This is a genomic window from Pseudarthrobacter sp. NPDC080039, from assembly GCF_040702335.1.
In the GTDB taxonomy this organism is placed as follows: domain Bacteria; phylum Actinomycetota; class Actinomycetes; order Actinomycetales; family Micrococcaceae; genus Arthrobacter; species Arthrobacter enclensis_A.
In genome coordinates this window covers 391,963-417,330 of record NZ_JBFBKY010000002.1, presented here as the reverse complement: position 1 = coordinate 417,330, position 25,368 = coordinate 391,963, and the positions used below count along the sequence as shown (strand labels likewise).

Sequence of the window (25,368 nt, the reverse complement as noted above, 5' to 3'; positions counted from 1 at the left end):
GCCATGACCACTGCTGCTCTACGGCCTGTCTACTTCCTGTCGGACAGTACCGGCATCACCGCGGAAACCCTGGGCAACACATTGCTGACGCAGTTCCCGGTGGACAACTTTGACCGCGTCACCATCCCGTTCATCACCACGGCGGAACAGGCCCGGTCCGTGGTGCGGACCATCGACGGCCTCGCCGCCAGCGGGCCCCAGCCCCTCGTCTTCTCCACCGCGGTCAGCAGCGACATCCGGCAGATCCTGGCCGGCTGCAAGGGCGTAATCGTGGATCTGATCGGCACCCATGTGGGCGTCCTGGAGAAGGCGCTGGGAACCCCGGCCAGCGGTGAGCCGGGCCGGGCGCACGGACTGGGGAATGCCGCCCGCTACCAGTCCCGGATGGCCGCCGTGGAGTATGCCATGGAGCACGACGACGGCCAGAGCCTGCGTGCCCTGGAGAAGGCCCAGGTGATCCTGGTGGCGCCGTCACGGTGCGGCAAGACCCCCACCACCATGTACCTGGCGCTCCAGCACGGGATCTTCGCCGCGAACTTCCCCCTCGTGGACGAGGATTTCCAGCGGGACGGGCTGCCCAAGCCGCTGCGGCCTTTCGTGTCGAAGTGTTTCGGTCTGTCCTCCAACCCGCTGCGCCTCAGCCAGATCCGCACCGAGCGCCGGCCCAGCTCGCCGTATGCGTCGCTGCGGCAGTGCGGCTTCGAACTGCGCAGCGCCGAGCAGCTGTACGTCTCGCACCGGATCCCGTACCTGAACTCGGCCACCGTCTCCGTGGAGGAAATGGCGGCCACCATCCTGCAGCGGATGAACCTCAAGCACTAGCGCCCTTTCACAAATGTGGCATGGCGCACATCATGTGGAAAGTGCGCCGGGAACCTGCCACTGTTGACAGGAATTTCCTCCGGCTGCCCACTACCGTGGGCAGCCGGTCCACGCCATGCCACCCCACTGCAAAGGAGCAGCAATTATGACCACAGACGTTCTCTGGTTCTCTGAACTTGGACTGAAGGACCTGGACAAGGTGGGCGGCAAGAACGCCTCCCTGGGCGAAATGGTGCAGAACCTCACCTCTGCCGGCGTCCAGGTGCCTGACGGGTTCGCCACCACGGCGGACGCCTACCGCCGGTTCCTGTCCGACTCCGGCCTGGACCAGAAGATCGCGGACCGGCTGGTAGGGCTGGACACCGATGACGTGACCGCGCTGGCCTCCGCAGGCCAGGAAATCCGGGGCCTGGTCCGCGATACCCCCTTCCTGCCGGACTTCGAGGCGCAGGTGCGCGAGGCGTACCAGCAGCTGGTGGACAAGCACGCCGGCTCCGCGGACCTGTCCTGGGCGGTCCGGTCCAGTGCCACGGCTGAGGACCTTCCCGATGCCTCCTTCGCCGGTCAGCAGGAAACTTTCCTGAACGTCCGCGGCATCGACAACATCCTGCAGGCCATCAAGGACGTCTTCGCCTCGCTCTACAATGACCGCGCCATCGCCTACCGTGTGCACCACAAGTTCGAGCATGCCGAGGTGGCACTGTCGGCGGGCATCCAGCGCATGGTGCGTTCCGACGTCGGCGCGTCCGGCGTCATGTTCACCATGGACACCGAATCCGGCTTCCAGGACGCCGTCTTCGTCACTTCCTCCTACGGGCTGGGCGAAGCTGTGGTGCAGGGCGCCGTGAACCCGGACGAGTTCTACGTGTACAAGCCCGCCCTGGAGGCCGGCCGCCCGGCGATCCTCAAGCGGGGCCTGGGCGAGAAGGCCCTGCAGATGACGTACACCGACAGCAGCGAGGTGGGCCGCACCATTGATTTCGTGCCGGTGGAGGAGTCCCAGCGGGCGCGCTTCAGCCTCACGGACGACGACGTGGAGCAGCTTGCGCGGCACGCCATCGCCATTGAGAAGCACTACGGCCGTCCGATGGACATTGAGTGGGGCAAGGACGGGATCGACGGCGGCCTGTACATCCTGCAGGCCCGCCCGGAAACCGTGCAGTCCCGCCGCGCACCCGGCAGCATGAGCCGCTTCCGCCTGGCCGGCACCGGCCCGGTGCTCGTGGAAGGCCGCGCGATCGGCCAGCGCATCGGCGCCGGCAAGGTCCGGATCCTCACCGCCATCGACCAGATGGCCTCGTTCCAGACCGGCGATGTCCTGGTGGCCGACATGACCGACCCCGACTGGGAACCGATCATGAAGCGCGCCTCCGCAATCGTCACCAACCGCGGGGGACGCACCTGCCACGCAGCCATCATCGCCCGCGAACTGGGGATCCCCGCCGTCGTGGGCACCGGCAACGCCACCGACACGCTGTCCGACGGCCAGGAAGTCACCGTGTCCTGCGCTGACGGCGAGACAGGGTCCATCTACCAGGGCCTGCTGGACTTCAGCGTGGAGGAAACCGGCATCACCACCCTGCCCGAGGCGCCGGTGAAGGTGATGATGAACGTGGGGACGCCGGAGCAGGCCTTCACGTTCGCGCAGCTTCCCAACCACGGTGTGGGCCTGGCCCGGCTGGAGTTCATCATCAACCGGCAGATCGGCATCCACCCCAAGGCCCTGCTGAACCTGGACAGCCAGCCCGAGGATGTGGCCGCCGAGATCAGGAAGCGGATCAGCGCCTACGACAGCCCGCGCGACTACTACATCAAGCGGCTCGCCGAAGGAGTGGCCACCATCGCCGCGGCGTTCGCGCCGGAGCCGGTGATCGTGCGCATGTCCGACTTCAAGTCCAACGAGTACGCCAACCTGATCGGCGGTCCGGCGTACGAGCCGCACGAGGAGAACCCGATGATTGGGTTCCGCGGCGCCTCCCGGTACCTGGAACCGTCCTTCCGGGACTGCTTCGACCTCGAGTGCGAGGCCCTGTCCTTCGTCCGCAACGAGATGGGCCTGACCAACGTCAAGCTGATGATCCCCTTCGTGCGGACCCTGGACGAGGCGCAGGGCGTCATCGAACTGCTCGCCGAAAACGGCCTGCGCCGCGGCGAAAACGGCCTCGAGGTGATCATGATGTGCGAGCTGCCGTCCAACGCGCTGCTCGCCGACGAGTTCCTGGAGCACTTCGACGGGTTCTCCATCGGCTCCAACGACATGACCCAGCTGACCCTTGGCCTGGACCGCGACTCCGCGATCGTGGCCAACAGCTTCGATGAGCGGGACCCTGCGGTGAAGAAGCTGCTCAGCATGGCCATCAAGGCCTGCCGGGCCCGCGAAAAGTACGTGGGCATCTGCGGGCAGGGCCCCAGCGACCACCCCGACTTCGCCGAATGGCTGGTGAAGGAAGGTGTCAACTCCGTCTCCCTCAACCCGGACACCGTGGTGGACACCTGGCTTCGGCTGGCGGGAGCATCGGAGGGTGCTTCGGACAGCGGGGCCCAGGGCGCGGCAGTTGCCGCCGGCGCTGCCTGACCGGTAACGCATAGTTCAAGGGGCGGTTCCGTCACCGGCCGACTGGCCGGTGACGGAACCGCCCCTTGGCGTGGAAAGCCCACCAAATTGGGGGATTGCCGCGTTGGCTGCGGGGGCGATACTGGACGTATGTGGGAGGTGCCGTTCGAGCAGGGGTGCAGGACCGGCGTCGAGCAGGGGAGAGCTGGTAGCCCGGCCCGCGGCCTGAACGGCGGAGGGATTCGATGCATGCCTTGACGGCTTCCATACGCAGGCACCCGCTGCCCTGGTACTTCGCGGTGACCTTCCTCCTGTCCTGGGGCGCCATCGTAACGGCGGTGTGGTTGGTCACCGGCGGCCTCTCACCCACACCGGAACAGTTCCAGCGAACCATCCCTGCCACGGTGCCGGCCATGCTGCTGGGGCCTGCGTTGGCCAGCCTGGTCCTGACAGGGATCCTGTCCGGACGGGAGGGGTACCGGGACCTCTGGACGCGGCTGCTCACCTGGCGGGTCGCGGGTCGCTGGTACCTCTTCGCCCTTCTGGTCGCTCCAGTGACGTTGGCCGCCCCCGTGCTGATGCTCTGGATATCCTCCCTGGATTATGCGCCGAGGATTGCCACGGAGCCGGACAGGGCCGGAACACTTGTCACGGGAGTTGTGCTGGGGCTGGTAGTCGGGCTTCTCGAGGAGATCGGCTGGACCGGGTTCGCCATTCCCAGGGCCAGGCAGCACTACAGCGTTCTCTGGACAGGGGTCCTGGTGGGCGTGCTGTGGGGCGCCTGGCACTTCTTCGTGAACTACTGGGGCGGCGGCGGGACGAACGGCGGCGTGCCCCTGGCGATCTTCATGTCGCTGTGGTTTGCCACGGTACTTGTCGGCCAGCTGACGGCCTACCGGGTGCTGATGGTCTGGGTCTATGACCATACGGGCAGCGTGCTGGTGGCGGCGTTGATGCACGCCAGCCTGTCGGCATTCCAGTTCATCCTCAACCCGCTGACACCTGGCGTTCCCCAGCAGGTCTACCCGTGGGGGCAGGCGGCCACCATGTGGCTGTTGGTTGCCGCCGTGGCACTGACAAGCCGGGGCGAGATGACCGGTCCACGACGGTTCCTGCCCATTCACGTCAGGTCAGGGCACAGGTCCCCGCGCCGGCGCAGGTAACCTAGGGGGTCCTGCGGGTGGCGGGCAGATGCCGTGCGGGGTCGAACGGGTCGAAGGCCGACGCGCCAATCACGAAGAGGCCGCGCTGCGGGCTCCAGAAGTCAGCCAGCCGGGCCTGCACGTTGAGTGGCTGCGGCGTGCCGAGGTCCTCGCCGCCGAGGGTTGCCGAGCTGCGGGAGATGAACCACATGCGCCGGGGCTTGGCCAGGAAGCCCTGCTTGTTGGGTACGCTCCCCGCCAATCCGAGGTGTCCCGCGCCGAGCATGGGCCCGGCAGCGGAACCCATGGTTTTCAGGAACACCTTGTTGGACAAGAGCATGTTCGGCATCGCCGTCATGACCGCGCTCATGGCCGCGGTGATGGGCTTTGATTCGAGCTCCACGTCCCAGGTGAGGTCCACGTCCTGGCCGACTGACACGGTGAAGGACGTGTCGCCCGTCCAGTCGAGGCCTACATCGCACTGGACGGCTTCGTGGAGGCCGGCACTGATATAGCGGGCGCAGGAAACGTCCGGTGCTGCGTCAGCGTAGATGGTCCAGGAGCCGTTCGGCCGGCGCAGCCACACCGATGTGTAGCCGGGGCCCACGCTGGTGAGCGGGAAGCGCCGCATGGCCAGGACATAGCCGGAACTGAAGGGCAGTCCCATCACGCCGTATCCGGAGAACCGCTCGTCATCGCCCGGAGTGAGCGTAGCCTGGTGTTCCGCTTCGAGGGCCCGCGTCCGGATGGTCTTCATGGCTTCCCTCCTCCGCATGGATGGGAGGCTGAGTTTACGCCCGGGCCCTCACGACTACAACGGGCTGTGCCACCCCGGCGGTGCGGTTTCACGCTGCGCTTTCCGCCGCCAGGATCTGCTCGCGGAGGATGTCCGCGTGGCCGCAGTGCTGCGCCAGTTCCCGCAGCATGTGCAGGTACACCCAGCGCAGCGGGAGCGGTCCGCGCCGGTTGCCGGTGACCACGTCATCCAGGCCAAGTGGAGCCGCAGCGGCGCGGGATGCGGCGCAGGCTCCGAGGTGAGCTGCGCGGATGGAGGCTACGGTGTCGGAGTCGTCCAGGATGAACGATTCATCCGGCGTGGCCGGGATGCCGATCTCGCTGCGCGGCCGCCCGGTGAAAGCCTCATCGAACCAGACCTTTTCCACGAAGGTGGCGTGCTTCACCAGCCCCAGCAGGGTGGTCCGGGAGGGAACCAGCCGGCGCCGGGCCTGCTCCTCGGTCAGCCCGTCCAGGCACTCATCGAGCGCGGCCCGGTGCTCATCCAGGAAGAACTCGAACTGGACGCGCTCAGGCTCGTTGATGACGTCGTCCATGGAGTGTATGTGGGAAGGCATACGCAGACCCTAGCAAGCCGCCCCCCAGAGCAGCGCAGCGTCACGCCCGCTCCGGGGGCCGCCGGTGACGGTGGTGGAGTTCATAGTGGTCGAACACATCCGAGGAGGTGTTCCCAACATGGCCGAACTTCCCGCGCAGCACCTAGGCCAGGTCGTCCAGCGCGGCGTAGAGCATCCTGCCGGCAAACCGGAGTTCGGGATTGTCGCTGCCCTGGGCCTCGGAAGCCAGCCCGTGGGCGTAGGCAAGGGTGGCCGGAAGCGAACCCCGCTGCTCCACCTCGTGGAAGTAATAGGTCTCGTTGAAGGACAGGAGATCGATGCTTACGGCGGCCACGTTCTCCGCCATCGATTCCAGCAGCACCGCTGCGTGCCGGGGGTCCAGGGACGCGAGGCCGGAGGGCCCCACGGCTTCCCGGAACAGGTTCAGCTGGTGGGCAAGCGCACGGCGCCGGCTCAGTGCCGGGTAGGTCTGGAGGATCCAGGAAACCGTGGCGGTCAGCAGGCCAAAACCGGCCACTGCCTGGAAAGCCATCACCAGCCGAAGGACGGGATGGATGGCCACGATTTCGCCAAACCCAGCGGTGGAGAGGGCCACCAGGGAAATGTAGAGCGCCTCGGCAAAGTCGGCATGCCGGGGGATGCCATTTGAGTAGGAGAACCCGTCCGGCAGGTGGGGGAGGTACAGCAGCGCCCAGCCCACGGCCGCCAGGGCCGCCCACGCTGCGATGACGGCGGCCATGGCCAGCGGCGCGGCAATGGAGGAGGCTCCCCCGTGGACTTTGCTGGACACCCGCCAGAACGCGCGCATGATGGTCCGCCCTACCGGCCCCGAGCCGTGGGGGTACAACAGCGTCAGGAAGACGTCGGCCACCATCAGCAGAATCAGCGCTGCGCCTACCGCGGTGAAGAGCACGCCCTCGAAGTCCATGCCTCATCTTAGGTGCCGCGCCCTGCCGGTAACGCCGCTCCTGTGGCTAGGCTGGCGGCATGGACTTTCTACTCCGCCAGGCAACGCCGGAGGACGCCGAGGCGGTAGTGCTGATGCAGACGCTGGCGCACGAGGAGTGCTACCGGCACCTGTTGTCGCCGGGCTTTTTCGAGCGGCGCAGGGCCGGCATCCCGGAGCGGGTGGAGCGGCGGCGGCCGTTCCTGGACACCAGGGAGCCTCGGATCCTCGCCTTCGACGCCGACAACCGGCTGGTGGGGTACGCGGACGCGGGCCCGGGACGGGAGGACGACGCTCCTGAAGCGCTGGAACTCTACGCGATCTATACCCTCCGGCACACCTATGGGACTGGCCTGGGGGCAGCCCTGGTAGGTGCCGCCGTGGGCTCCGGCCCCGCCTATCTGTGGGTGCTGGAGGACAATCCCCGTGCCCTGGCCTTCTACCGGAAACAGGGCTTCCAGCCCGACGGCAAGCGCAACACCCTGCCGCCCGAATGGGAGGCGCTGCCCGAACTCCGGCTGGTCCGCAGGGCGGAGGAGGCCACGGGGAGTTGAGGAGGACCTATGGCTACTTCGCGGCGCTGGTCGGCACAGTCTGCGTGGCGTTCATCCTCGCCATGCTTTTCCTCCCGCTGACGCGGACCGTCCGCAGCGATGTGCTGCAGGGCTTCCTCATCGGCTTTGGCCTGGCTTTCGTCACCGCGCAGGCCTACGCCCGGATCAAAGCCGTCAGGGTCAACGGCTGGATCACCATGCCCGGCCTGGGGGACCCCGGCAATGGCGTGCTGATGCGCGCTGCCTGCGCCCAACTGTTTCCCGGCCCCGTGAATACACCGGAAGAGGCGGTCTACTGGTGGGCCAATACGGACGCAACGGGCAGGGAACTGACCGGCCGGAACCGCTACGTCCTCCGGTTCCCGCCCGGCGGCTTGCCGCCCAACAACGCCTTTTGGTCGCTGACCATGGGCGACGCCAGGAACCGCTTCGTCCCAAACCCCCTTCGGAGGTACAGCGTGAGCGACAGGTCCGGGCTGGTCCCCGGCCCCGACGGTTCTGTTGAGGTCTTCATCCGGGCCACGCCCCCTGAAGGAGGCACGTCGAATTGGCTGCCCGCCCCGTCGGGGAAGTTCATTCTGTGGCTGCGTGTCTATGAGCCCGGCCCGGAGATCCTGTCCGGGCATTACGTGGTGCCGCCGGTGGCCAGGGCGGGAGGCCCGACTCCGTGAGGTTGGAACACCTGCTCATCTTCGGCCTCGTCATGGTGGCCACGTGGTGCGCTGCCACCTACTTCTGGCCGCGAATGCTCCTCTCCGTGTTCAAGCGGGCCATCGTGGTCAAGGGATTCGGCGATGGTCCAGTTCCCGTCAATACCCTCTACACCCAGTCGGCGGCCCTTTTCGCAGACCCCCTTAATCTTCCGGCGGGCACCTCGAAAGTGGCATCGGCGGGCGTCAACCGCGACACCCTCCTGACCTTGGGCTGGCTGGACCTCTCCAAGGGGCCGTTGGTGCTCCACGTGCCGGACATGGCAGGACGGTATTACAGCCTGCAGTTCACCAACCCGTCCACCAACACCAACTTCGCCTACGTCGGCAAGCGCACCACCGGCACAGGGCCGGGTGATTTCCTCATCACGGGGCCCGGATGGACCGGTGACGTCCCGGACGGGGTGGGGCACATTGCCTCGCCCCGCCGCTCGGTGCTGCTCATCGGCCGGGTGCTTGTCTACGACGACGCCGACCTGGCAGCAGCCCACAGGCTCTCGACGCAGTTGCGCCTGGCACCCCTGCCGTAACTTCGTAGGGGCACAGCGGACGACGGCGGCACAGGGCCCGGTGCCGCGCCGGGCCTGGGTGCCTCCGGGCTACAGTGCGGTGGCGAGGGTGCGGCCCACTGTGCGGCCGGTGAAGATGCAGCCGCCCAGGAAGGTGCCTTCGAGCGCGTTGTACCCGTGGGCACCGCCGCCACCGAAGCCGGCAGCTTCCCCGGCAGCGTAGAGGCCGGCGATGGGGGAGCCGCCGCGTCCCAGTGCCTGGCCGGAAAGGTTCGTCTGGATCCCGCCGAGCGATTTACGGGTGACCACGTGCAGCCTCACGGCGATCAGCGGACCGGCTGTGCGGTCCAGGATGCGGTGCGGCTTTACGGTGCGGAACAAGCGGTCGCCCAGGTAGCGCCGGCTGTTCCGGATGCCTGCCACCTGGATGTCCTTGGAATAGGGGTTCCGGATCTCGGCGTCGCGCTCCCCGATCTGGCGCTTGAGCTGGGCGTAGTCCAGCAGCGGCTGGTCCGTCAGGGCGTTCATTCCGCGGACCAGGTCTGCCAGGTTGTCCGCCACCACAAAGTCGGCACCGTGCTCCTTGAACGCTTCGATAGGACCGGAGGCGCCGTGGCCCAGCCGGGTCCGGAGCAGGAGTTTGAGGTCCCGGTTGGTGATGTCCGGGTTCTGCTCCGAGCCGGAGAGGGCAAACTCTTTCTCGATGATCCGCTGGTTGAGGATGAACCAGGAATGGTCGTACTGCTGGAGGTCAGGGGTGGCGCGCAGCAGGCGCAGGGTGCCCAGGGTGTCGTAGCCGGGCAGGCCGGGGGAGGGGAGCCGCCGGCCCAGGGCGTCGAACCACAGGGAGGACGGGCCAGGCAGGATCCGGATGGCATGGTCCGGCCAAATGGGGTCCCAGTTCTGGATCCCTTCGGTGTAGTGCCACATGCGGTCGCGGTTCACCAGCCGGACCCCGGACTGGTCGGCGATGTCCAGCATCCGGCCGTCCACGTGCTGGGGCACCCCGGTGACCATCTTCCGCGGGGGCGTCCCCAACCGCTCCGGCCACCACCGACGCACCTGCCCGTGATCGCCGCCGATCCCGCCGGACGCGATCACCACGGCCTGCGCCCGGAGTTCGAATTCGGCAACCACATCGCGGTTCGACGAGACCCCGCGCGGGGACGCGTCGGGTGCCAGCACGGAGCCCCGCACCCCGGTGACCGTGCCGTCGTCGTACGTTAAACCGTCTACGCGGTGCCGGAAATAGAACCGGACGCTGCCTGCCAAGGCCGCCTCCCGGGCCTTGTCCGCAAACGGCTCGGACACCCCGGTGCCGGTGCCCCACGGGACGTGGAAGCGGGGGACCGAGTTGCCGTGGCCGCCGGCCCTGCCGTCGCCGCGCTCCGCCCAGCCCACCAGCGGCGTGAACCGGACGCCCTGCTCCCGCAGCCACGCGCGCTTCTCACCGGCGGCGAACTCCACATAAGCGCGTCCCCACTGCTGCGCCCACTCGTCTTCGGGGTGCGGGCCGGAGAGCCGGTCCCACTGGGCCGACCCCTGCCAGTCCTGCCACGCCAGCTCGACGGAATCCTTCACGCCCAGGCGGCGCTGCATCGGAGTGTCCACCAAGAAGAGGCCGCCCAGGGACCAGAAGGCCTGGCCGCCCAGGTTGGCCTCGTTTTCCTGGTCCACGAGGGCCACGCGCCTGCCCGCGCGGACCAGCTCGTTGCAGGCCACCAACCCGGCCAGCCCGCCGCCGATGATGATGACGTCCGCGTCCATGCGGCCCTGCCCAGCGGCGTGTTCACTCATCGTCCCACTCTGCCATCCGGACGTGCCTGCGGAAACCAGGGCCGGGGGTTAGGCTGGAACCGTCCGCACCAGAAAACCTGGAGAATACGTACGCCATGGCTGATGACGGAGCACCCGCCGCACCTTTTGACCGTGCCGTCCTGATCTTTAATCCGGGGCGGCCCGGGATGGGCCAGCGGATCGAGGCGTTGCAGCGGGACCTGGCCACGGACCTGCCGGGTCTGCGTGTCGATCTGTTGCCTACGGCTTTTGCGGGACACGCGCGCGGCCTTGCGCGCACAGAGGCCGGGCGGGGTACTCCCCTCATCGTGTCCGTCAGCGGGGACGGCGGCTACAACGAGGTGGTCAACGGCGTGATGGACGTTCCCGGCAGCAAGGCCGTTTGCACCGTTGTGCCCGCCGGCAACGCCAACGACCACTACCGGAGCCTGCCGGTGCGAACCTTCGGAGCTGCCGTGTCGGCCGGCGGGGCCAGGCGCATCGACCTGCTGCGGATCACGCTCAGCACCGGAACGGGGGAGCGGATCCTGTACGCGCACTCCTATGCAGGGTTCGGGCTGACGCCCTTGATGGCCATCGGCATCGAACAGGGCGGCAAAGGGAAAGTGCTGGAGCTCATCTCCGTGGCCCGCACGCTCTCGGGGCTGAAGCCGTTCGTGCTTGTCCGGGACGACGGCGCCACGGCGCAGTTCGACAGCCTGATCCTGGCCAACATCTCGCGCATGGCGAAGTACGGCACCGTCAGCGAGTCGCACTACCCGGATGACGGCCGGTTTGAGGTGGTGACGCTGCCCCACGCCGGCCTGATGAAGATGGCACTGATGACGCTCCGCGCCGTCACCCTGGGGCTGGGGCACCAGCCGAGCGTCAGCAGCTACGCCTTCTCCACCCGGGACGCCGTTCCCTGCCAGATTGACGGCGAGGTGTTGTACGTCGAGGCAGGCACCCATGTCCTGGTGGAAAGCGCCAAGGGCGCCCTTGCCACGCTCTGAAGTGTTTGGAGTGTCCGGACCGCCTACGGCTGCACGGCGTCGAAGAACTTGTAGCCCGGGTCCGGCTGGCCCGGCTCCGCCTCATGGGATTTCATGCGAATGAAATCCACGTCCTGCTGGCAAAGCGTGGTCTCGCCGTGGGGATCGCCATTGGCGTCCTGGCCTGTGGCTGCGCTGATTTCCGCTGAGATTGTCCGCGGAAGGATCATGCAACCTGGGTTGGCCAGCAACCACTGCGTCACCGGCGCGGGAAGCCGGTTCCACTGGTCTCGAATACTGATATCTGTCATGGGGTATGCCTTTCGTGGAAGATGCCGGACACTGCCACGCCCGGATGCGGCGGTGCCGGCCGCGGTGTAAGCAGCCGGCACATGGGGAGTAAGGCTTAGTCGAAGTGGATCTCGGCGGCAGCCTTGCGAAGGGACTCAAGGCGCTCTTCCTCAACCAGCCCCTGCGCCTCCAGCTCGTCGCTGCGGTCAGTACGTTCCCGGGCCGCCTGGGCGGAAATGTCGTGCAGGATCGTGCCCACGAGATGGGCCAGGCCCGCCTTGAGGTCCACCAGGTTGGTGTTGGTGATCAGGAGGCGGCGGTCGGAGACATGGAGCTCCACATCGCTGTACCCGGCCTCGCTGAGGCGTTGCCTGGTACCTTCCCCGTGGAGCAGCTCGATTTCGCGGGGCTGGGGCCGGCGCGAAAAGACAGCCGGCACGGTGTACCGCGTGGGGCCCTGGGCAGTGCCCAGGTCATGGGGGAGCGCAGATGCGAGGACTCCGCTGAGCGATAGCGCCGAGTCGGCGCGTACGTCAGAGTCGTGAGTGGTGGTCATGGTGTTGTACCAGCGTTCTAAAGGATGCACTGCCGGATCCCGGGACACGGGCCGGAGGTGACTGGGGCAGGGGATCCGGGTCAGGATCGGCTGCGGGGGAGGGGGGAACGGTGTAGGCCGTCCTGGCCTGTGATTCGCTCGTGGCCGCCCTCGTCGTACCGATTCCCTGCTGCGCCGGCGTCGAGGTCAGTCGGTACGGCGCACGCCGGCCGCCGTGGAAGGCAGCCGGGAATCGGGCTCATTTTCGGGGCAACGGATGTCCTGTCACGATGTCCCGAGATATTTTGAGTCTACGCTCATTAGCGGGTCCTTAGGGCCCGGATGGGGAATGGGATCGCCGAGGGGCGGGCGCCGCCCGGACTGGTAGGCGGAATTGATGACGGGTTCGAGTTCGTAAAAGCACAGTGTGGTTTCCGGGGAGGAATCCCCGCGGCGGACGTTCCCCGATGCGGCCGGCGCTGCTGTGACGCCGCTCACCGTAAATTCCCCGCCGTTCGGCGCGCCAACAGTACGTTTGCTGATGATTTGCATGATGATTGCCCAAGGCACGGGTTTTCACAAGGCCTTTCGCCTCTGGATCGATCAGACATCGACGTCATCGACAAGCAAAAGGAATCAACCATGGGCTTCCTGGACCGTGACCACTCCATCGCCCCGCCGGGCTTCAACCGCTGGCTGGTCCCGCCCGCGGCGCTCGCCGTCCATCTGTGCATTGGGCAGGCCTACGCCACCAGCGTGTACAAGACCGCGCTGGTCAAGCACTTCGGGGCCAGCCTGACCGAGGTGGGCGTCATCTTCTCCATCGCCATCGTGATGCTGGGGCTTTCCGCCGCGGTCATGGGCACCTGGGTGGACACCAATGGCCCGCGCAAGGCAATGTTCACGTCCGCGATGTTCTGGGCCGGCGGCTTCCTGATCGGTTCGGTGGGCATCTTCACGCGCCAACTCTGGCTGGTCTACCTGGGCTACGGCGTGGTGGGCGGCATCGGCCTGGGCATCGGCTACATCTCGCCTGTGTCCACCCTGATCAAGTGGTTCCCGGACCGGCCGGGCCTGGCCACCGGCATGGCGATCATGGGCTTCGGCGGCGGCGCGCTGATCGCCAGCCCGGTCTCCCAGGCCCTGCTCAAGGCGTACGATCCCAACTCCGGCGCCCAGGGCTGGGTGGCCAGCGGCGATGCCGTGGGCAAGCTCTTCCTGACCCTCGCCGTCGTCTATATCGTCTACATGCTCTTCGGCGCGTTCACCGTCCGGGTGCCGGCCGACGGGTGGCGGCCCGCAGGGTTTGATCCCGCGAAGGTCAAGGCGGCCAAGCTCGTGACCACGGAGAACGTCTCGGCGAGGAACGCCATCAAGACCCGGCAGTTCTGGCTGGTGTGGGTGGCCCTGTTCTGCAACGTCACGGCCGGTATCGGCATCCTGGAACAGGCAGCGCCAATGATCCAGGACTTCTTCCGGCAGTCCGACGGCAAGTCACTGGTCAGCGCAGCCGTCGCCGCGGGCTTCGTGGGGCTGCTCTCCATCGGCAACATGTCGGGCCGGTTCGCCTGGTCCGCCACCTCCGACGTCACCGGCCGCAAGCGGATCTACATGGTCTACCTGGGCGTGGGTGCCGTGCTCTACATCCTCCTGGCATTTGCCGGGTCCAGCGCCACCGTTTTGTACGTGGTGCTGGCCTTCATTATCATCTCGTTCTACGGCGGCGGGTTCGCCACCGCCCCGGCGTACCTGCGGGACCTGTTCGGGACATACCAGGTGGGTGCCATCCACGGCCGGCTCCTCACCGCGTGGTCCGCCGCCGGTGTGGCCGGCCCCCTGATCGTCAATGGCATCCTGGACGCGCAGGGCAAGCCCGGCCAGCTGAATGCTGCGTCCTACCAGCCCGCGTTGCTGACCATGGTGGCGCTCCTGGTGATCGGCTTTGTGGCCAACCTGCTGGTCAAGCCGGTCGACGAACGGTTCCACGAACCCCGCCCCGAGCGGCACGAAACTTCCCATGGAGGCCTCAAATGAGCAGCACTGCACACACCCACGGCGCACACGAGCCGGTCCGCAAGTCCACCGGCAGGCTGGTCCTGGCCTGGCTCCTGGTGGGCATCCCGCTGGCCTACGGGGTATTCCAGACGCTGACCCAGGTTGCCGCGCTGTTCGGGTAGCCCGGCGCACTCTTTTGTCGTCACGCGGAGCAGGCTTTCACCGGGGCGGACGACGCCGGCCCCCCGGGTTTCCGCGGTTTGGTCGCCGTCCGTGGGCCCAAAGCGTGCCGTGCGTGACGCGGCTGCGGGGGTGTCAGGCCGCCGCGGGCCGGGCGAGGCGTCCCCGCAGGATGGTTGCGGTGACTAAGGTGACCAGGCTGCAGGCCGCGGCACCCCACAGGATGTCCGTCACGGCCACCAGCGCGGTGAAGTCCCTGAGCACCGCGAACCCCGTCAGCGCCCAGGTGGCGTAGGTGAAAAACCCGAAGAGGGCGGCGCCGGTGACCCGCTGCCGCAGCGTGGCCCGTGGGTCGTTGGGCCGGATGCCGTAGTGGACAAGTCCCGCCACGAAGATGACGTAGAACAGCAACGCGCCGGGAAGGTTGGCCTTGGGCGCCAGCAGCGGGCCGATCTGGTTCTGGTACAGCGGGTTGGCCACCAGCAGGATCCACGCCACGTCCAGCACCGCGAAAATCACGGCGCCGGCAGCGTACGCGGCCAGCCAGTTCTTGGTGCGGGGGCTCATGTTTGGCTCCTTGAATCGGGGGAGGGTGCACAAGGAGTTCGGTGCCCCGGCGGTGGCCGGACTGCTTTCGGAGGGCTGCCTCCCGGCGGACGTTCCGTTCCACCCATACAGACCGGTGTCCGCTCCGAAGAATAAATGGACAACGCCATCACGGCTGAGTTGGAGTTGAATTGCGGTTGTACCCGGAAGGGTGCGGCCAGGATCTGCCGTGCAGCAGCGCGGCGGGCCAGGGGAAGGGGACACGTCCGTGAACGAAAAGAGCCGCAAGGCGCTCATCAGTACTGTCATTGCCGTGGTGGTGGCGGTGCTCATCGCCCTCGCCGGCAGCCAGGGCGGGTCCAGGATCGGCGGGTTCCCGGTGTTTGCGCTGGGGGTGGCCATCGCCTTCGTGCTCCAGTGGCTGGTGTTCATCCCGTCCTTCACGGCGCAGACCGAGAAGTTCTACGACCTCACCGGCGCCCTGACGTACATCTCCATCACGGTGTTCCTGGTGCTCGCTTCGCCGGGAGTGGATGCCCGGGGCATGGTGCTGGCGGCGATGGTGGTGCTGTGGGCCGCACGGCTGGGAAGCTTCCTGTTTCTTCGCATCAGCAAGCACGGCAAGGACGACCGTTTCGACGAGCTCAAGCCGGACTTCTTCCGCTTCCTGAACACCTGGACCATCCAGGGCCTGTGGGTGGTGCTGACCGCCGCGCTCGCGTGGGTGGCCATCACCTCGGACAGGAAGGTGGGCCTGGACGGGTTCTTCTGGGTGGGCCTGCTGGTGTGGGCGGCGGGCATCGCCATCGAGACCGTGGCGGACCTGCAGAAGACCCGCTTCAAGGACGACCCCGCCAACAAGGACCGCTTCATCAGGACCGGGCTCTGGTCCAAGTCCCGCCACCCCAACTACTTCGGCGAGATCACCCTGTGGGTGGGCGTGGCCATCATGGCCCTTCCCGTGCTGCAGGGCTGGCAGTGGGCGGCCCTGGTCTCCCCGGTGTTCGTGGCCCTGCTGCTCACCAAGGGCAGCGGCGTGCCGCCCCTGGAGAAGAAGGCGGACAAGAAGTGGGGCGGCCAGGCCGACTACGAGGAGTACAAGAAGGACACTCCGGTGCTGGTACCAAAACTGAAGTAGGGCTTCCCCAAGCAGGGATTGACGACGGCGGCATCCGGAACGGGGTGCCTCCGTCGCCCGTTGTTCGGTTACGATTTAAGCCATCAAGGGGAGTACTCCCGACTGTGGTTGGCCCGTCAATACGGATGCAGCGATGTATCCCGGGCCACCGGCTCCGGTTTCCAGCCGGGCGGAGGAGACCTTGGCGTCAATGTCAGCGCCTACCCCTTGGAGTACCCGCATGCAGGTCACACCGCTCGTCTGGATGATCACCATCGCCGTGACCATCCTGTTCTTCGTCTACGAGTTCTTCGCCCACGTCCGCAAACCCCATGAACCGTCCATCGGCGAGTCCGCCCGTTGGTCGGCGTTCTACATCGGGCTCGCGCTTGTGTTCGGCGTCGGGATCGGCGTGGTCTCAGGCTGGACCTTCGGCGGCGAATACTTTGCCGGCTACCTCACCGAGAAGGCCCTCTCGGTGGACAACCTGTTCGTCTTCCTCATTGTGATGTCAGGGTTCGCTGTTCCCAGGAAGTACCAGCAGAAGGTGCTGATGGTGGGCATCATCATCGCGCTCATCCTGCGCGGCGGGTTCATCGCCATCGGGGCCACGCTGATTGAGAACTTCTCCTGGGTGTTCTACATCTTCGGTGCCCTGCTGCTCTTCCTCGCGTACCGGCAGGCGTTCGGCGGCCACGATGCGAACCCGGCGGACGGCAGGTTCATGAAGCTGGTCCGCCGTGTCCTGCCGGTCACCCCGGACTACCACCGGGACCGGCTCACCGTTAAGCAGGACGGCAAGCGCTTCGCAACGCCCATGCTGCTTACCATCATCGCCATCGGCTTCGTGGACCTGGTCTTCGCCGTCGATTCGATTCCCGCGATCTACGGCCTTACCAGCGAGGCGTACATCGTCTTCACCGCCAACGCGTTCGCCCTGATGGGCCTCCGGCAACTGTTCTTCCTCATTGGGGGACTGCTGGAGCGCCTGGTGTACCTGGCCCAGGGCCTCGCCGTTATTCTCGCGTTCATCGGCGTGAAGCTCGTCTTCCACGCCCTGCACGTCAATGAGCTCCCTTTCATCAACGGCGGCCAGCCGCTCCTGTGGGTGCCGGAAATCCCCGTCTGGTTCTCCCTGCTCTTCATCGGCGCCACCATCCTGGCGGCCACAGTGGCCAGCCTGGCCAAGACCCGCGGCGGCGGCCCCGGGACCCGAGGAGACGATGTCCCGGCCGGCGAGGACACCGACTCCACGGCCAAAGCGCGGCAGTAGCCGCCGGCGGCTTTGCCGGAGGTACGACGGCGGCGCGGGCTCAGTGCGTGGGCAGGGGAACGGAGGGTGGACAGGAAGGCTTCCCGTTGTTCAGGCCGCGTACACGGTGGCGTAACCATGCGCTGGCAGGGTTTCCCGGTGGGGGACATCAAAAGTCAACGCATTAGGAGCGCCCTCATGGCAGGTCTCAACCGCCGTCGTTTTCTTCAACTTTCCGCCGCAGGTGCGGCCGGTACCGCTATTTCCCAAATGCTCGGCCAGAGCATCGCCCGCGCCGCGGAGATCCCGGCGCACCGCGCCACGGGGACCATCGAGGACATTGAGCACGTGGTGATCTTCATGCAGGAAAACCGCGCGTTCGATCACTACTTCGGCACATTGAAGGGAGTGCGGGGGTTCTCCGACCCGCACCCTGCGGTTCTGCCGTCAGGCAAGGACGCGTTCCACCAGGCGAACGCCACGCGGGAGGTCACGCCGTTCCACCCGGACGCGCCAAACCTGGGCATGCAGTTCATGGAGGACCTGGACCACTCGTGGAAGCTCACCCACGAGGCCTTCAACAACGGAAAGTACGACAAGTGGCTGCCGGAGAAGACAGACGCCACAATGGCGTTCTATGGCCGCCAGGACATTCCGTTCCACTTCTCCCTGGCTGACGCATTCACGGTGTGCGACCAGTACCACTGCTCCGTCCTTGGCCCGACCGACCCGAACCGGTACTTCATGTTCGCGGGCGGCGACGACCCGGGCCGCAAGGGCGGCGGTCCCGACCTGTGGAACAGCGAGAAGGGCTATTGGTGGAGCACCTACCCTGAGGAGCTTGAGAAGGCCGGCGTCAGCTGGAAGGTCTACCAGGACATCGGCGAGGGCCTTGACCCGGCACACTATGAGGGCTGGACCCAGGACGCGTACATCGGCAACTACGGGGACAATTCCCTTCTGTACTTCAAGCAGTACCAGGACGCCAAGCCCGGGAGCCCGCTGTATGAGAAGGCCCGGACCGGCACTTCCGCCAAGACATGCGATGACCTCTTCCGCATCTTCCGCGACGACGTGAAGTCGGGTTCCCTTCCCCAGGTGTCCTACATCGTGGCACCCGAGGCTTACTCCGAGCACTCTAACTGGCCGCCGAACTTTGGCGCCTGGTACGCGGCCAACATCCTTGACATCCTCACGTCCACGCCCGATGTCTGGAGCAAGACGGCCGTCCTGTTCATGTACGACGAGAACGACGGCTTCTTCGACCACATCGTCCCGCCGCACCCGAACACCCCGCAGATTCCCGGTGCCTCCACAGTCTCCACTGCCGGTGAATGGTACGACGGCACCCCCACGTTCTACGGCGACAAGGACGTCCCCGGCCACTTTGGCCTGGGCGTGCGCGTGCCCATGCTCGTCCTGTCCCCGTGGAGCATGGGCGGCTGGGTCTGCTCCGAGACGTTCGACCACACCTCGATTGTCCGGTTCCTGGAAACCCGGTTCGGGGTGGCCTCACCGAACATCACTCCATGGCGCCGGGCCGTCAGCGGCGACCTCACGAGCGCGTTCGATTTCTCCGCATCCGGCGGGGCGGCACCGGCGCTGCCGGACACCTCTGCCTATAAGCCGGCCGACCACGCACGCCACCCGAGCTACATTCCGACGCCCCCGGTCACGAACTCGATGCCTGCGCAGGAGAAGGGCACCCGGCCGTCCCGGCCGCTGGGCTACGCGCTGGACCTCGAAACGAAAATCCAGGCCGGTTCGCTTACGGGCAAGTGGGTGAACCGGGGCACGCTGGGCGCGCACGTGCAGGTCCGGTCGAACCTGCTCCCGGCCGGCCCGTACTCCTACACCATCGGCGCGGGAGCCTCCCTGGATGCGTCGTGGGCGCTGGGCGCCGAGTATGACGTACAGATGCATGGCCCGGCCGGATGGTTCCGGCGTCTTGCAGGTACGACGGCGGCAGCGGACATCCGCGTGACCGTCGCCGCCGACGGCAAGGCACCGCACGCGCAGTTCCGGATTGAGAACACCGGCGCCACGGGTGCAACCCTCACCCTGAAGGACGCGTATGGCTCCGGTTCCCAGGCGCTTTCCCTCAACCCGGGCCAGGCGAAGACCGTCGTTATCCCGACCCCTGGCGGCTGGTACGACCTCACCGTCACCTCCGCCGCTGATCCCAAACTCATCCGCGTCCTGGCCGGCCGCCTCGAAAACGGCGGTCCGCTGACCAGCGACCCCCAGCTCGGCCGCTAACCCGGCCGGAACCGGTGGCAGGGCTGGCCGCTGTCGTCGGCCCTGCCACCCACTCGCCCCCACCTTGCTGAACTGCCCGAGAAACCGGGACGCTCCGTCGCGCCCGCACATTGAAAGGATTTCGCCATGCCCATTGCACTTAAGAACCGGAGGACAGGCGCCCTGGCGCTGGCTGCCGCCGTCGCAATCACTGGCCTCGCCGCCGTCGGCGCTGCTGTGCCCGCGGATGCGCAGACCACGCCGGGCGCTGCTGCCCAGGCCGGCGCGCAGGGGGAGAACGGCCCTGACCATGTTTTCGTGATCATGATGGAGAACCACGGTTACGACCAGGTCATCGGCAACACCGCCGACGCGCCGTACATCAACAGCCTGGCCCAGCGCTACAACACCGCCACGAACTACCACGGCGTGACCCACCCCAGCATGCCCAACTACCTGGCCGCCATCTCGGGAAGCTCGCAGGGCGTCTGGGATGACTGCAAAGCCGGCGCGGACGTCACGTGTGCACCCGAAGAGTTCGTCCCCGGCTCCAGCGACCCCGGGGCCACCGGGCTCCTGACCCCGGCGCAGGCCGCCAGCGCCGCTTCCACCCCGCACATGTTCGCCGGCAAGAACATCGTGGACCAGCTCGAGGACAAGGGCCTGAGCTGGAAGGCCTACATGGAAAGCCTTCCCAGCACCGGTTCCCAGGTGGAGTACGCGCCCACCATCGGATCCTCAACGGTCAAGCTCTACGCCCAGAAGCACAACCCGTTCATGTACTTCTCGGACATCAACTACCCGGGCAGCCCGCGGCTGCAGAACATCGTGCCCCAGGAGAACAACCTGAAGGCCGACCTGGCCAGCGGCAACGTGCCAAACTTCACGTGGATCAGCCCGAACCAGTGCCACGACATGCACGGCGTCTCGCCGTCGGGCGCGGCGCTTGTGGGGATTCCCCAGTGCGGGTTCCCTGACTCCGGCCTGGACCACGGCGCCATTCAGCTCGGCGACAACTACGTGAAGCAGACCGTCCAGCAGATCATGGACTCGTCAACCTGGAAGACCACCAAGTCCAGCATTGTCCTGGCCTGGGACGAGAACGACTACTCCGGATCTGACGGCGGCCCGGGGAGTCCCGTGGGCCAAAACGGCGCTGTCCTCGGCGGCGGCCATGCTCCCGCTATCGTGATCAACTCGGCTGACGGCCCGCACAAGACCACCAACCAGCTCTCGGACCACTACACCCTGCTGTCCAGCATTGAGCACATGTGGCATCTTGGCTGCCTGGAGAACACCTGCTCACCCACCACGTCGGGCACGTTCGAGGAACTCTTCCGCCCGTAACCGCTAAAGTGCCCTAACCGCCCGAACGCGCAGCGGTTCCCGTTCCCCGGAACTGGAACCGCTGCGGCTTTAAGCAGGGTCCACGGCACCAGGGGCCCATAGTTTCGTCTTGACGTTTCAAGTCAGCAGGTATTTCATACGGCTAATTGCGCCGGGCTGACAGGACTTCCGCAATCCGGTTCAGGTAAGGCCGGGCATGATTTTCCCACCATTCGCTGGGGTCGGAGGCGAAGGCAGCGTTGGCGGGAAGTTCAATTACACAACCCATGGTGAGGGTGCAGCCGGTGGCGGTCGGTTCCAGCCGATACGTGGTGCGCCGGTTATTGCCGTCCCGGGCAAGAGGACGCGTGGTCGCCCACCAGGGGCCTTCCTCACCAATGACTTCAATGACGGATGCCGATCCGTCCCGCCCGATGAAGCACTGTTGCTCGCCTACACCCTGAGGTGTACCAGGCACAGTGAATGCGCGCTGGGCGTCTGAGAGGAACGTGGCGCTTTCAGCCGGGCGGATCAAGGACCAGACCGTGTGGGCGTCGTGGGGGTAAGACGCAGAGGCCTGCAAGCTGTGGAGTTTTCCCGGGAGGTTGGCGGCGGCCGCTGATCTCTCCTGCAGGAGCCTGATCCTCTTGTGCCTTCGGTTCACCATTGATTCAACAACCATCAGGGCCAGATACAGCGTCACGGCAACTGCAAAGATTGCCAGCTCGATATCCTTCCGGCCGAATTGGCCGATAACCATGGCGAGCACAAGTATTGCGAGAAAGCCCGCGAAAAACAGGATGTTGTGAAGAATTTTGAAAATGGTGACCACCTGCCCATTATCGAGGCCGGGTTGTTGCCGTAATCGCGAGGGACCGCAGGTTTCACGCAGGAGTCGGGAAGGATTGCCCCAAGCCGGCATGTGTTGAACCGCTCGGCCAGATCGGCATCCCATTCGGCCCGTTCCAGGTTCAGCAGCTGGGTGCGGCTGGCGTTGCCGATCTCGATGCGGTGTTCGCCAGTCAGCGAGAAGAGCAGCCAGGAGTCGACGGTCCCCACCGCTATCCGGCCTGACCGGCAGCCGGCGCGGTCCGGATCGACCTGGTCCAGGAGCCAGCCCAGCTTCAAGGCCGAAAACATAGGGTCCAGGGGAAGCCCTGTACGGGAGCGGACCTCGTGTCCCCACCCTTCTTCATAGGCGGCAGTGGCGCGTTCCGTAGTCCTCCTGTCCTGCCATCCGAGCATCGGGCCCAAGGGCCTGCCGGTCTGCCGGTCCCAGACCACAGCGGACTCGCGCTGGTTGCTCAGGCCGACTGCCGTGACATTCAACGGCCGTTGATCGAGCGGCGACGCCATGGCGGTGACGACGCTGTCCCGGATCTCCAACGCGTCCTGTTCCACCCACCCGGGGCGGGGATCGGTCCGGGAGACGGGGACCGAACTACGGGCCACCACCTGCCCCTGAAAATCGAGTGCTATTGCCTTCGTCGAACCAGTACCTTGGTCCACGGCAACCACGACGTCGGTCGCCTCATGATGTGAAGTAGCGTTCACGCGGAGTTCCTGTTCAGGCATCGGTGCCGGGGGCTACGGAAGCCGACTTTGAGCTTCTGCAAAAGCTGGTGCGCATATATATGCGTATATAAGGTATATATCCTCTTGAAGAGTTTGAAGGTCGCTTGGAGCTGTGTCAAGAGATCGGCGGGCAACCACATGACGGCAGCATGCGGTTTCTGCAACGGCTCGAAGAAGGACCGGCCGCTCCTGTTCGAATGGGCACCCAGGCTGCTAGGGGGAAAGCCTCGTTGGGACAGGGACGCTGCACGTGGCCAAAAAGGCAACAAATGGAAGCCGGAAGAATGGAGAGATGAGAAAGGCCCTCGCCAGTTTCTCCTCCTCAGGGCGGCGAATTTCCCGGAGCTGCTGAGGGCGATCCAACTCACGGAGATCTTTTCTAGTGAGCCGGACCAGGATCAACAGCTAGATGCTAACGAGGGCGGCCAGGCCGCATAGCCGGGCTTCTCGAGTTCCACCGCTGACGAGTGAGCCTCCGCCTCTACTCCCTGGGGCAGCCGAAACTACTCAGCGCTGAAAGCCTGTAATCGGTTGGCCCAACTGAGGGCTTGCCGCGGGAGTAGTCCTACAACGGGATATGTGGCACCGTTATAGGATTACTCCCTTGGGTCTCAACCGCCCACCGCTGCTTTGGCAGCCTGGGACGCGTTCATCCACTCTGTCAGCCATGGTGCACGGACGGAGGACGTGATCCGGCAGTCGGCCACGAAGGTTCCCTTGGCGCCGGCGTCGATCCAGTCCTGGAGCGCGGATAGGTCCGACAAAGACCGGATAACGGCGGACTCGGCACCCAGAGCCCGCGCAACCCCGCTGAAGTCCACTTCGGGGATCAGCATGGGCTTTTCGGTCAGGCCCTGCGAGCCGTACTGGTGGATCTCGGCGCCGTAGGCGGCGTCGTTGTAGATCACCACGATCGCGCTGCGGGCGGCGCCGATCAGTGACTCGAGGTCGGACAGGCCCATCAGGAACCCGCCGTCGCCGGAGGCCAGCACCAGGGTGCGGCCGTCCTCCACGGCACGGGCGGCCCCGACGGCGCTCGCCAGTCCCAGCCCGATCGACTGGAAGGCGGTCCCCACCATCACCAGGTCCTGCGGCCGCGGGATGTTCCAGTACATGGGCGCCCAGCCGATGAAGTGCCCTCCGTCCTGGACCACCGTGCGGCGCTCCGGCAGCACGGCATCCAGCGCGGCGGCCAAGGCCCGCGGGTCCAGCCGGCCGTCCACCGTCTCGCTAGAACCCAGGTCATGCCCCGGCCCCGCAGCCAGCCGCTTGGAAGCTTCCGCGCGCCAGCCAGCCATGGCAGCCTCGCATTCAACCAAAGAGAGGAGCCGGGAAGCCGCAGCCTTCGCATCCGCCTGGACGAACAGGTCCACCCGCGGATTCGTCGGCTGCAGGGCGGTGTCGATCTGGATGACGGTGCTGTCCGGGCCGAGCAGATGCCCGAACCGCATGGTGAACGGGCTCAGGCTGGCCCCGGCCACCAGGACCACGTCGGCCTCGCCCATGAGTCCGGCCGCGGTGTCGGTGCCGAAACCGCCGGCCACGCCCAGGTGCCCCTCGCCATTGAGGAGGTTGAGCGCCAGGGCGGTTCCGGCGGTCAGTGCGCCGATCCGGTCGGCGAGTTCGCGGAGTTCCGGGCCGGCGCCGGCGAGGTGCGCGCCGCGGCCGGCGAGGATCAGAGGCCGCCGTGCCCCGGCGAGCAGGCGGGCCACGCGCGTAAGGTCCGTGCCGCCGTCGTCCGTCACTTCCAAGGCCGACGGCTCAGGAAGGTCCTCGTCCTCAGCCTCGACTGCGGCGAGGTCGTAGGGGATGGCCAGCACGACGGCGGTGCGCCGGGTGAGTGCGTACTCCACCGCTTGCCGGGTGATGGCGCCCGCGGCGTCGCGGGTGACGGTGAAGGTGGCCGCGCCGAGGCCGGCGGCGATGGCGGCCTGGTCCACGTCCCAGGGTCGGGCTCCGCTGGTGGGGGCGTCCCCGGTGACCAGTACGACGGGGATCTGCGCTTGGACGGCCTCGGCCAGGGCGGTGAGCGCGTTGGTGTAGCCGGGGCCGTAGTTGGTGGTGCCCGCGGCGAGCCGTCCTGAAGTGCGGTAGTACGCGTCGGCGGCGGCGATGGCCGCGCCCTCGTGCCGGACCGGGGTGAAGCGCAGGCCCAGCTGCTCCGCGGCGTCCAGGAAGTAGACGTTGCCGTTGCCCATGACGCCGAAGAAGTCGCTGGCATAGCTGCTGAGAACCTGTGCCACGCGGCCGGAGACGGTAAGTAAAGTCATGCAGGAATCGTGCGCCCCGACATTCAGATCGGCAACACGCAAACATCCGGCTGGGACTTTTGGCAGCGGAAGCAGCGGAAACTGAGAATCTGCCCAGTTGTGGCGTGGATCACCCGGGTTTAGTCGGCTGCGCGGGATTCCTGCTCGGACAGCCGGGCCAGGAGTCCGTCGAAGCGGGGTGGCATGAGTTCCAGCACCGAGATGGCCGTGCTGGTGCGCTGGATGCCGTCGATCTCCAGGATCTGGTTGGTGATGCGGTAGAGGTCGCTGGTGCCGCGGGCCACCACCTTGGCCATGAGGTCCGCGTCGCCGGCGGTGGCGTGCACCTCGATGACCTCCGGGATCGCGGCGAGGCCGTTTTCCACCGAGCCGGCGCGCGTTTGGCTGATGTGCAGGGAGAGGAAGGCCGTGAGTTCGTAGCCCAGGGCGGCGGGGTCCAGCCTGCGGCTGAAGGTGCGGAGCGCGCCGCTGCGCTCCAGCCGCGCCAGCCGGGCGTGGACGGTGTTGCGGGCGACGCCGAGTGTCCGGGAGAGTGCCAGGGCGCTGGCTTCGGGGTCCTTATCGAGGGCCAGGATGATCCTGCCGTCCAGGGAATCGAGGGCGCGGGAGGTTGCGATGGTCATATTTTCACCAGGGGTACTAGAAGTTGAGCAGAAGTCCCAATGCGTTGAGGGTATCTTGCATTG

Annotated in this window: 23 protein-coding genes and 1 pseudogene; 13 read left to right on the top strand and 11 right to left on the bottom strand. The window is 66.6% G+C overall.

Going from position 1 to position 25,368, the window contains the following annotated elements; translation table 11 throughout:
• Positions 1–3: 3 nt before the first annotated feature.
• From AB0313_RS03835 to AB0313_RS03825, 3 genes are all read left to right on the top strand, one after another.
• Positions 4–822 carry a pyruvate, water dikinase regulatory protein gene (locus AB0313_RS03835; protein WP_141943204.1) on the top strand — a complete coding sequence of 273 codons (819 nt, stop codon included), beginning with the start codon at positions 4–6 and terminating at the stop codon, positions 820–822.
• Between the two features lie 145 nt (positions 823–967).
• The gene (ppsA, locus tag AB0313_RS03830; RefSeq protein WP_307306923.1) at positions 968–3,397 is read left to right on the top strand and encodes a phosphoenolpyruvate synthase; all 2,430 of its coding nucleotides are present in this window, start codon (positions 968–970) and stop codon (positions 3,395–3,397) included.
• Between the two features lie 233 nt (positions 3,398–3,630).
• Positions 3,631–4,539 carry a CPBP family intramembrane glutamic endopeptidase gene (locus AB0313_RS03825; protein WP_366303724.1) on the top strand — a complete coding sequence of 303 codons (909 nt, stop codon included), beginning with the start codon at positions 3,631–3,633 and terminating at the stop codon, positions 4,537–4,539.
• Between the two features lies 1 nt (position 4,540).
• Here AB0313_RS03825 and AB0313_RS03820 read toward each other — a convergent pair whose 3' ends face one another.
• From AB0313_RS03820 to AB0313_RS03810, 3 genes are all read right to left on the bottom strand, one after another.
• Positions 4,541–5,275, bottom strand: coding sequence for a hypothetical protein (locus AB0313_RS03820; RefSeq protein WP_366303722.1), 735 nt, complete (start codon positions 5,273–5,275; stop codon positions 4,541–4,543).
• A gap of 88 nt (positions 5,276–5,363) precedes the next feature.
• On the bottom strand, positions 5,364–5,870 hold the full coding sequence (locus AB0313_RS03815) for a DinB family protein (RefSeq protein ID WP_141943194.1): 507 nt from the start codon (positions 5,868–5,870) through the stop codon (positions 5,364–5,366).
• A gap of 142 nt (positions 5,871–6,012) precedes the next feature.
• Complete coding sequence (locus AB0313_RS03810) at positions 6,013–6,798, bottom strand: potassium channel family protein (protein ID WP_366303720.1); 786 nt, start codon at positions 6,796–6,798, stop codon at positions 6,013–6,015.
• 59 nt (positions 6,799–6,857) lie between these two features.
• Between AB0313_RS03810 and AB0313_RS03805 the strand changes: the two genes are divergently transcribed.
• From AB0313_RS03805 to AB0313_RS03795, 3 genes are read left to right on the top strand one after another with little or no spacing between them, the layout of a single operon-like run.
• Entirely contained in the window at positions 6,858–7,370 is a 513-nt protein-coding gene (locus AB0313_RS03805; protein WP_307306935.1) for a GNAT family N-acetyltransferase, read from the top strand.
• On the top strand, positions 7,367–8,041 hold the full coding sequence (locus AB0313_RS03800) for a DUF1214 domain-containing protein (protein ID WP_222116075.1): 675 nt from the start codon (positions 7,367–7,369) through the stop codon (positions 8,039–8,041). Before AB0313_RS03805 ends, AB0313_RS03800 begins: the two co-directional genes overlap by 4 nt.
• A complete protein-coding gene (locus AB0313_RS03795) occupies positions 8,038–8,610 on the top strand; it encodes a DUF1254 domain-containing protein (protein ID WP_366303717.1) in 573 nt (190 codons plus the stop codon). Before AB0313_RS03800 ends, AB0313_RS03795 begins: the two co-directional genes overlap by 4 nt.
• Positions 8,611–8,679: 69 nt before the next feature.
• Here the strand turns inward: AB0313_RS03795 and AB0313_RS03790 are convergent, their stop codons facing one another.
• Positions 8,680–10,356 carry an FAD-binding dehydrogenase gene (locus tag AB0313_RS03790; RefSeq protein WP_366303768.1) on the bottom strand — a complete coding sequence of 559 codons (1,677 nt, stop codon included), beginning with the start codon at positions 10,354–10,356 and terminating at the stop codon, positions 8,680–8,682.
• A 125-nt stretch (positions 10,357–10,481) separates the two neighbouring features.
• Here AB0313_RS03790 and AB0313_RS03785 point away from each other — a divergent pair, with 125 nt between their 5' ends.
• Positions 10,482–11,378 (top strand): diacylglycerol kinase family protein, encoded by an 897-nt coding sequence (locus AB0313_RS03785; RefSeq protein WP_141943188.1) that lies wholly within the window; start codon positions 10,482–10,484, stop codon positions 11,376–11,378.
• Positions 11,379–11,401: 23 nt separating this feature from the next.
• Here AB0313_RS03785 and AB0313_RS03780 read toward each other — a convergent pair whose 3' ends face one another.
• Positions 11,402–11,668 carry a hypothetical protein gene (locus tag AB0313_RS03780; protein WP_307306944.1) on the bottom strand — a complete coding sequence of 89 codons (267 nt, stop codon included), beginning with the start codon at positions 11,666–11,668 and terminating at the stop codon, positions 11,402–11,404.
• 95 nt (positions 11,669–11,763) lie between these two features.
• Positions 11,764–12,234: a hypothetical protein gene (locus tag AB0313_RS03775; protein WP_366303714.1), complete on the bottom strand. Its 471-nt coding sequence runs from the start codon at positions 12,232–12,234 to the stop codon at positions 11,764–11,766.
• A 591-nt stretch (positions 12,235–12,825) separates the two neighbouring features.
• Between AB0313_RS03775 and AB0313_RS03770 the strand changes: the two genes are divergently transcribed.
• Together AB0313_RS03770 and AB0313_RS03765 are read left to right on the top strand one after the other, a co-directional pair.
• A complete protein-coding gene (locus AB0313_RS03770; RefSeq protein WP_366303712.1) occupies positions 12,826–14,217 on the top strand; it encodes an OFA family MFS transporter in 1,392 nt (463 codons plus the stop codon).
• Positions 14,214–14,360 carry a hypothetical protein gene (locus AB0313_RS03765; protein ID WP_307306954.1) on the top strand — a complete coding sequence of 49 codons (147 nt, stop codon included), beginning with the start codon at positions 14,214–14,216 and terminating at the stop codon, positions 14,358–14,360. Before AB0313_RS03770 ends, AB0313_RS03765 begins: the two co-directional genes overlap by 4 nt.
• 133 nt (positions 14,361–14,493) lie before the next feature.
• On the opposite strand, the gene AB0313_RS03760 is transcribed toward AB0313_RS03765, so the two are convergent.
• Entirely contained in the window at positions 14,494–14,925 is a 432-nt protein-coding gene (locus AB0313_RS03760; RefSeq protein ID WP_366303710.1) for a DUF2177 family protein, read from the bottom strand.
• Between the two features lie 247 nt (positions 14,926–15,172).
• Here AB0313_RS03760 and AB0313_RS03755 point away from each other — a divergent pair, with 247 nt between their 5' ends.
• From AB0313_RS03755 to AB0313_RS03740, 4 genes are all read left to right on the top strand, one after another.
• Complete coding sequence (locus tag AB0313_RS03755) at positions 15,173–16,042, top strand: DUF1295 domain-containing protein (protein WP_366303708.1); 870 nt, start codon at positions 15,173–15,175, stop codon at positions 16,040–16,042.
• Between the two features lie 220 nt (positions 16,043–16,262).
• Positions 16,263–17,294, top strand: a complete 1,032-nt coding sequence (locus tag AB0313_RS03750) for a TerC family protein (protein ID WP_366303706.1) — start codon at positions 16,263–16,265, stop codon at positions 17,292–17,294.
• Positions 17,295–17,471: 177 nt separating this feature from the next.
• A complete protein-coding gene (locus tag AB0313_RS03745) occupies positions 17,472–19,532 on the top strand; it encodes a phosphocholine-specific phospholipase C (protein WP_366303704.1) in 2,061 nt (686 codons plus the stop codon).
• A 126-nt stretch (positions 19,533–19,658) separates the two neighbouring features.
• Positions 19,659–20,858: an alkaline phosphatase family protein gene (locus AB0313_RS03740; protein WP_366303702.1), complete on the top strand. Its 1,200-nt coding sequence runs from the start codon at positions 19,659–19,661 to the stop codon at positions 20,856–20,858.
• A gap of 142 nt (positions 20,859–21,000) precedes the next feature.
• Here the strand turns inward: AB0313_RS03740 and AB0313_RS03735 are convergent, their stop codons facing one another.
• From AB0313_RS03735 to AB0313_RS03720, 4 genes and pseudogenes are all read right to left on the bottom strand, one after another.
• Positions 21,001–21,669, bottom strand: coding sequence for a hypothetical protein (locus AB0313_RS03735; RefSeq protein WP_366303770.1), 669 nt, complete (start codon positions 21,667–21,669; stop codon positions 21,001–21,003).
• 104 nt (positions 21,670–21,773) lie between these two features.
• Positions 21,774–22,412: pseudogene (locus AB0313_RS03730) on the bottom strand (FGGY family carbohydrate kinase); the annotation flags it as partial.
• Between the two features lie 611 nt (positions 22,413–23,023).
• On the bottom strand, positions 23,024–24,682 hold the full coding sequence (locus AB0313_RS03725) for a thiamine pyrophosphate-binding protein (RefSeq protein WP_366303700.1): 1,659 nt from the start codon (positions 24,680–24,682) through the stop codon (positions 23,024–23,026).
• Positions 24,683–24,801: 119 nt separating this feature from the next.
• Positions 24,802–25,305 (bottom strand): Lrp/AsnC family transcriptional regulator, encoded by a 504-nt coding sequence (locus tag AB0313_RS03720; protein ID WP_043454256.1) that lies wholly within the window; start codon positions 25,303–25,305, stop codon positions 24,802–24,804.
• Positions 25,306–25,368: the final 63 nt, after the last annotated feature.